This window comes from Elioraea sp., assembly GCF_051860475.1.
Classification (GTDB): Bacteria; Pseudomonadota; Alphaproteobacteria; order Acetobacterales; family Acetobacteraceae; genus Elioraea.
The window spans coordinates 1-6,020 of record NZ_JBHYDW010000201.1 but is presented as its reverse complement, the minus strand read 5'-3'; the positions used below and the strand labels follow the sequence as shown (position 1 = coordinate 6,020).

Here is a 6,020-nt window from a genome sequence, read left to right as displayed (position 1 = left end):
TTCTTGCCGACTATCACGTGGGCTTTTTTAAGATTTCGTTTGAAGTATGTTTCGAAGGTTATTGTAGGATCTTGGTTCTTTCTCGTCGTTGTTGTATTTCTCAACATGATGGGTTCTTGGACAGTCCGTAGTTTGGTTCCTCCTGAAGACTCCATCATTGCCGTCTGTCTCAGGCGATGAAGGGTTAAAGAGCGCCGTCATGAGCACCGCCCTATTCACCCATCCGGCCTGTCTCGGCCACGACAACGGCCCTGGCCATCCCGAGCGCCCCGACCGGCTGCGCGCGGTGCTGCGGGCGCTGGAAAGCGAGGCGTTCTCCACCTTGGCCCGCGAGCAGGCGCCCGAGGCGACGGTCGAGCAGCTCGCGCGCGCGCACCCTGAGCGCTACGTGGAGGCGATCCTGTCGATCGCGGTGCCGGAGGGCGAGCGCGTGATGCTCGACCCCGACACGGGCATGAGCAGCGGCAGTCGTGCCGCCGCGCTGCGATCTGCCGGGGCCGCGGTCGCGGCGGTGGATGCGGTGATGCAGGGCTGGGCGCGCGCGGCCTTCTGCGCCACCCGCCCGCCCGGGCACCATGCCGAGGCGGCGCGGCCGATGGGGTTCTGCCTGTTCAGCAACGCCGCGATCGCCGCGCACCACGTGCGCGCGGCCTGGGGGGTCGCGCGCGTCGCCGTGCTCGACTTCGACGTGCATCACGGCAACGGCAGCCAGGCAATCCTGGAGAGCGATCCGGGGTTCTTCTACGCCTCCACGCACGAGATGCCGCTCTATCCCGGCACCGGCCATCCCTCGGAGCGGGGCTGCGACAACAACGTGCTCAATGTCGCGCTCGATCCCTTCGCCGGCGGGCCGGAGTTCCGCGCCGCCTGGGGCGACACGATCATCCCGGCGGTGCGCGACTGGCGGCCGGGGCTGATCATCGTCTCGGCCGGGTTCGATGCGCATGCGCGCGATCCGCTCGCCTCGCTGCAGGTGCAGACGCCGGATTTCTCGTGGCTCAGCCGTGCGCTGGTGGAGCTCGCCGACGAGGTCTGCGAGGGGCGGCTCGTCAGCCTGCTGGAAGGCGGCTACGACCTCGCGGCGCTGGCCGACAGTGCGGCGGCGCATGTGCGCGCGCTCATGCGCGTGTAGCGGCGCTACAGCCAGCCCTTGCGGCGGAAGTACATCACCGGCAGGACGGCCGAGACCGCCATCAGCGCCAACGCCAGCGGGTAGCCGATCCCCCATTCCAGCTCCGGCATGAACTGGAAGTTCATGCCGTAGATCGAGGCGATCAGCGTCGGCGGCATCAGCGCGACCGACACCACCGAGAAGGTTTTGATCACGGCGGTCTGCTCGATGTTGATGATGCCGAGCACGGCATCGAGCAGGAAAGTCGCCTTCTCGTTCAGGAACGCGGCGTGCTCCTGGAGGCTGCGCACGTCGCGCGCGAGCGTCTTGATGCGGCCCTTGTTGTCCTTGCGGATCGCCGTCTCCTTCTCGGCGGCAATGAAGGCGAGGATGCGCGAGAGCCCGAGCAGCGTGTCGGTCGCGCGGGCGGTCGCCTCGCCCACCTGGCCGAGCGCGATCAGCGTCTCCTTCAGCACGGCGTTCTTCTTCGAGGCCGGCTCGGTGCTCTTGGTTGCCTTGAACGCGCTCGTGCTGTTGCGGTCCATGTCGGCGCCGACGCGCTCGAGCACATCCGCGATCCGGTCCACCACCTGCTCGAACAGCCCAAGCATCACGCCGTCCGCGGTCGCGACCATGGCGGGATTTTTGGCCGCACGGGCGGCGAAGACGCCGAAGGCGCGCGGCGTGGCGTGGCGCACGGTCACCAGGCTCTGTCCCGTCAGCACGAAGGTGATGGCGGCGGAGCGGAACTCGCCCGTGTCGGCGCCATGCATGAGGGGGGCTGTGAGGAACAGCGCCTCACCCTCGCGGTAGAGGCGCGAGGACGCCTCGATTTCCTGCTGCTCCTCGCGCGTGGGGAGCTCGACGCCGATCAGCCGCTCGACGATCCGCTCTTCCTGCGGCGTCGGCTGGAGGAGGTCGATCCAGACGGCCTGGGCGGCCGGCACCGGCGAGGGGGCCTGGTCCGACACAGGAGTGGCCGGCATTGCGACGGGCGGCGCCTCGCCGACCACCAGCCTTCCGCCGTCGACATGATAGGTGGTGATCACGGCGCCGCCCCGTTCCGATGCATGCGTCTTCTAGCGGAGCCCGACGCTGCAGGCCAAGCGCGGCGCGCTCAGATGACACCCAGCAGCCGCGCGCCGAGGCCGAAGATCGCCAGCACGATCGCGACGTCGATCACGATTGCCAGCAGCAGGATCACGATCGACACCAGGAACAGCCGCCGATCGGCCTCCACCAGGGCGACTGACATGACGACGATCGCAAGCGCGGGGGCTGGGTTGCCGAACGGGATCGGCAGGGCGAGCAGCGCCGCATTGATGCCGAGCAGCAGCGAGGCGGCGATCTCCACACCGCGATGTGGCAGCGGCAGGGTGCCCGGCCGAACCCGCGCCTCGAGCCTGACGAGCCAGGGCTTGGCGCGCGTCAGCACCGCCTCCAGCGCCGCGCGCGGAATGGTGCGCTCACGGACCACCCGCGGCAGCACAGGCTGCGGATAGCCCAGCAGCATCATGACGCAGAGGATGATGATCGGCGTGCCCAGGACGCCGGAAAGTCCGGGGATTGGCGCCGGGATCAGGTTCGGCAAGGCAAGCGCGAGCATCAGCAGGCCGTACCCGCGATCGCCGAGTGCGGTCATCAGGTCGCCGATCGAGATGCGCTCGGCCGGCCAGGCGCGGCAGAGATCGAGCAGCATCTCGGAGGCGCGCTTGCGCTCGGTGGGTCGTTCCGCCGACTGCGTCTCCGATGAGTGCATCAGCGAAAGGCAATCGTCCGCTCGCCCGTGCATGGCGGGCGTGGTCGGAAGGGTGGTGTCCGCTCGGTCGTTCGCATGCCAGATCCGCCACCTGCTTCCCCGTAGCGCGGCCGCCGGGCCTGCACAATCGGAACGGCGTTGCGCCGCACGCGTGTTCGAGGCGCCGTCAGAACTTCACCCGATCCGCGCCCTTGAGCGACAGCATCGCGCGTGCGTCATCCGGGCTCGCGACCTCAAGGCCCAGCCCCTCGATCAGCTGCCGCGCGCGGGTCACCTGCTCGGCATTGGAGCGTGCCAGCTGGCCCGGGCCGATCCAGAGCGAGTCCTCGAGCCCGACACGCACATTGCCGCCCATCACCACCGCCTGCGCGGCGATCGCGAACTGGTTCCGCCCAGCCCCCAGCACCGACCACTGGTAGTCGCGGCCGAACAGCCGGTCTGCCGTGCGCTTCATGTGCGCGACATCCTCCGGATGCGTGCCGATCCCGCCCAGGATGCCGAACACCGACTGCACGAACAGCGGCGGCTTCACGAGGCCGCGGTCAAGGAAATGCGCGAGTGTGTAGAGATGGCCGATGTCGTAGCACTCGATCTCGAAGCGCGTGCCGTTCTCGGCGCACGAGGTCAGGATGAACTCGATGTCGGCGAAGGTGTTCTTGAAGATCCGCTCCTTCGAGCCCTCGAGATAGGGACGCTCCCAATCGTGCCTGAACTCCGTGTACCGCGCGAGCATCGGGTAGAGGCCGAAATTCATCGAGCCCATGTTCAGCGAGGCCACCTCGGGCGCGAACACCTTCGCCGGGCGAACCCGCTCCTCGACCTGCATGGTCGGTGCCCCGCCCGTGGTGATGTTCACCACCACGTCCGCGCGCTGCTTGATCACGCGCAGGAACGGCAGGAAGGCGTCGGGCGACTGATCGGGCGCGCCGGTCTTGGGATCGCGCGCGTGCAGATGCACGATCGCCGCGCCGGCCTCCGCCGCGCCGATCGCGGCCTCGGCGATCTCCTGCGGCGTGACCGGCAGATGGGGCGACATCGAGGGCGTGTGGATTGCCCCGGTCACGGCACAGGTGATGATGACTTTGCGGGCAGGCATCGCGTCCTCCGGGCATCGGCGGCGGGCCGGTTCAGGCCTCCGGACGGACGGTGCCAGACCTGTGACGGGCTCGTCGAGCCGCGCCGTGCCGGCCCCCGGCCGGACGACGCCCCAGGCTTCCGCCCGGTGGTCGCCCGAGGCCCGCCGTCAGCCCGGCGGTGCGGCCACCGGATGCGCCGAGGCGTAGGGCTCGATCCGCATCGCCTCGGTGCGCAGCAGCGCCACGCGTGCGCGCGGCTGCATCTGCAGCGAGCCGTCCGCCGCACGCCCGACCGCGTACTGCCAGACGGTGATCGTTCCGGCGGCGTGGAGCCGCTCGGCGACGATGCTGACCGGCTCGCCACGTCCCCAGGCCAGGAGCTCCTGCGGGGTGACGCCGATCACGACGGTGCCGCGTGGCCCGACCACCTGGAACAGCGTCACCACGGATGATGCGGCCACGACCGACGGCGCGGCCATGGCCAGCGTCGCGAGCAGGGCAAGACGGCGGTGCAGGGTGATCATCGGAGCCTCCCGGTCTGGTGCTCCGACGGAGGCTGCCGTCGATTCATTTCAGCTTGATGACCGGCGATGATTCGAGTGTGTGTGCCGTGCCGCCGGCTGGCCGCATGACGTCCCGCAGCCGACGCATGCCGGAGCGCGCGATCTTGCGGTCCGCGAGCCATTGCGCCGGCAGGCCGGAGCCCAGCAGCGCCGCCTCATCGGTCCGCCAGTGCGGCTGCGCGCGCGGGTGCCGCGCGGTGATCGTCTCGATGTCGCCCGGCCGGTTGGGGTGCAGCGCGACATAGGTCACGCCGGGTCCGAGATCGTCGAGCAGGCGGCGATAGGCGATCTCCGCATCGCCGGGCGCGTGGCCGGGTGTCATGGCGAAGGCGTCGATCGGCGCGGTCCAGGGATGTCCGGCAACGTCCGCGTAGACGCGCGGATCGATCTCACCCATCCGCAGCACGCCGAGATAGGTCTCCATCCGTCGCGGCAGGAGCAGCGGCAGGCGGTACTGCTCGGCGAGCCTGAGCGTGCCAGCCAGGAACTCCGGTGCGAGGGCGGCGCCCATATGCGCGTCGATATGCGTAGGGTCGATCCCGCACGCGCACGCACGCTCGATCTGCGCCGCGCATTCTTCCTCGACCGCGCGCGGGTCCGCCGCCGCGCGCAGCGCCGGCACGTCGCGGTGGAACGCGCCCTCCGCGTCCGTCAGCCCTGACGCCGGATCACGGACCGCGACGGGCCCCCAGCGATAGCCGATCCACTCGCTGGTCAGCGTCAGATGCACGCCGAGGTCGAGCGCGGGATTGGCGGCGGCTGCGTGCGCGATCTCGGCGAACCGGGGGCAGGGCACCATGACGCTGCCGCAGTCGATCGCGTCGGCGCGCGCGAGCGCCAGGAACGCCGCGTTCGCGCCGTGGCACATGCCGACATCGTCGGCGTGCAGAATGACGGTGCGGGATGCCGTCACGGTCCGAGCAGCCAGTCGAGGATCAGCGGTATCTCCGCCGACATCATGCCCCAGCCGTGCTCCGCAAGGCAGCCACGCGCGCGCGCCTCAACCACAAGCGGCGTGTCGGGGCGGTTGACGATGTCATAGACCGTGCCGGCCGCGGGGATCAGCGAGGGGTCACAGGGCAGGCGCGTGTCATGATCCATGCCGACGGGGGTGCAGTTGACGAGGACGTCGGACGGTCCGAGCGAGGCGTCCACGGCCAGGTCAGGATGCGCCGCCGCGATGGCGGCGACGAGGTCCCGTGCACGGAGGTCGGCCGCATCGTGCACCGCGAGCGCCGCCGGATGCTGCGCGGCGATGGCCATCGCGACGGCCCGGCCCGCGCCACCCGCGCCGAGCACCTGCACGCGCTTGCCGCGGAGCGTCATTCCGGCTGCGTACGCGGCCGCGAGGAATCCCGCGCCGTCGCAATTGCTCGCCTGCCAGCCCTCGCCGGAAGGCCGCAGGATGTTGGCCGACCCGGCGAGCCGGGCCGCCTCATCCGGTATCGCGGCGGTCAGTCCGGCGATCTTGTGCGGGATCGTCAGGACCAGCCCGGCGAGGTTCCGGACCT

Annotated in this window: 7 protein-coding genes; 1 reads left to right on the top strand and 6 read right to left on the bottom strand. The window is 69.9% G+C overall.

What is annotated here, in order from left to right; translation table 11 throughout:
- Positions 1-199: 199 nt before the first annotated feature.
- A complete protein-coding gene (locus ACTIFU_RS21995) occupies positions 200-1,132 on the top strand; it encodes a histone deacetylase family protein (protein WP_439580464.1) in 933 nt (310 codons plus the stop codon).
- Positions 1,133-1,137: 5 nt separating this feature from the next.
- Here the strand turns inward: ACTIFU_RS21995 and ACTIFU_RS21990 are convergent, their stop codons facing one another.
- The 6 genes from ACTIFU_RS21990 to ACTIFU_RS21965 all read right to left on the bottom strand — a co-directional run.
- Positions 1,138-2,160, bottom strand: coding sequence for a magnesium transporter CorA family protein (locus ACTIFU_RS21990; RefSeq protein WP_439580463.1), 1,023 nt, complete (start codon positions 2,158-2,160; stop codon positions 1,138-1,140).
- Positions 2,161-2,228: 68 nt separating this feature from the next.
- A complete protein-coding gene (locus ACTIFU_RS21985) occupies positions 2,229-2,870 on the bottom strand; it encodes an exopolysaccharide biosynthesis protein (RefSeq protein ID WP_439580462.1) in 642 nt (213 codons plus the stop codon).
- 166 nt (positions 2,871-3,036) lie between these two features.
- Positions 3,037-3,966 (bottom strand): 3-keto-5-aminohexanoate cleavage protein, encoded by a 930-nt coding sequence (locus tag ACTIFU_RS21980; protein ID WP_439580461.1) that lies wholly within the window; start codon positions 3,964-3,966, stop codon positions 3,037-3,039.
- A gap of 147 nt (positions 3,967-4,113) precedes the next feature.
- Positions 4,114-4,470, bottom strand: coding sequence for a hypothetical protein (locus ACTIFU_RS21975; protein WP_439580460.1), 357 nt, complete (start codon positions 4,468-4,470; stop codon positions 4,114-4,116).
- Between the two features lie 43 nt (positions 4,471-4,513).
- Positions 4,514-5,422 carry a ChbG/HpnK family deacetylase gene (locus ACTIFU_RS21970; RefSeq protein ID WP_439580459.1) on the bottom strand — a complete coding sequence of 303 codons (909 nt, stop codon included), beginning with the start codon at positions 5,420-5,422 and terminating at the stop codon, positions 4,514-4,516.
- Positions 5,419-6,020: hypothetical protein (locus tag ACTIFU_RS21965; protein ID WP_439580458.1), on the bottom strand; the 602-nt coding region annotated here is incomplete at its 5' end. The genes ACTIFU_RS21970 and ACTIFU_RS21965, both read right to left, overlap by 4 nt.

Bases quoted from the DNA above. Each gene is read 5' to 3' on its own strand.
- ACTIFU_RS21985 (WP_439580462.1), bottom strand. From the start codon at position 2,870: ATGCACTCATCGGAGACGCAGTCGGCGGAACGACCCACCGAGCGCAAG.
- ACTIFU_RS21995 (WP_439580464.1), top strand. From the start codon at position 200: ATGAGCACCGCCCTATTCACCCATCCGGCCTGTCTCGGCCACGACAAC.
- ACTIFU_RS21975 (WP_439580460.1), bottom strand. From the start codon at position 4,470: ATGATCACCCTGCACCGCCGTCTTGCCCTGCTCGCGACGCTGGCCATG.
- ACTIFU_RS21980 (WP_439580461.1), bottom strand. From the start codon at position 3,966: ATGCCTGCCCGCAAAGTCATCATCACCTGTGCCGTGACCGGGGCAATC.